General features: G+C 65.2%; 1 protein-coding gene and 1 pseudogene. Both read right to left on the bottom strand.

From position 1 onward, the window contains the following. Positions 1-233 (bottom strand): hypothetical protein (locus ABGA94_RS04730; protein WP_375366529.1); only part of this gene is annotated, 233 nt, incomplete at its 3' end. A gap of 7 nt (positions 234-240) precedes the next feature. Beyond that, positions 241-351: pseudogene (locus ABGA94_RS04725) on the bottom strand (energy transducer TonB); the annotation flags it as partial. Positions 352-442: the final 91 nt, after the last annotated feature.

Raw genomic sequence — 442 nt, 5'->3', positions numbered from 1 at the left:
AGGCCGTTGAGCAGGCGGCCGCCGGCCCAGTTGCCGTCCTGGTTGTAGCGGGCCAGGTTCCACTCCGGCACCTTCAGCATGTTCTGGGTGTAGTCACCCTGCAGCTCGAAGCGGAAGTAGTTCGGGGTGTACAGCTTGTACGCCGAGGTAGCCGGATCGAAGTCACCCGGGTTGCGCTCCTCGTAGTACGCGTAGCTGTCCATCTTGTCGATCCAGTCCAGGCCATAACGCACCTGCCAGTTCTTCCACTGGCTGCGGCGGCGTCGCCGGTGCCAGCAGGCGCAGGCTGATGCGCACGTCCTGCTCGGGCGGCGGCAGCAATGGCGGCGCGGCCACCCAGTGCACCAACAGCGAACAGAGCCATTCGACCAGTGATGCCCGCGTCAGCCAGTTGGCTGCAGGCGGCGATCTCACGTTGATTGCCAACGGGGGCTCGATCCTC

The sequence above is a fragment of the Stenotrophomonas sp. 3diitr2024 genome (genome assembly GCF_042136455.1).
Classification (GTDB): domain Bacteria; phylum Pseudomonadota; class Gammaproteobacteria; order Xanthomonadales; family Xanthomonadaceae; genus Stenotrophomonas; species Stenotrophomonas sepilia.
Note: the sequence above shows the minus strand (reverse complement) of the source record. Positions and strands in the feature narration are given on the sequence as shown.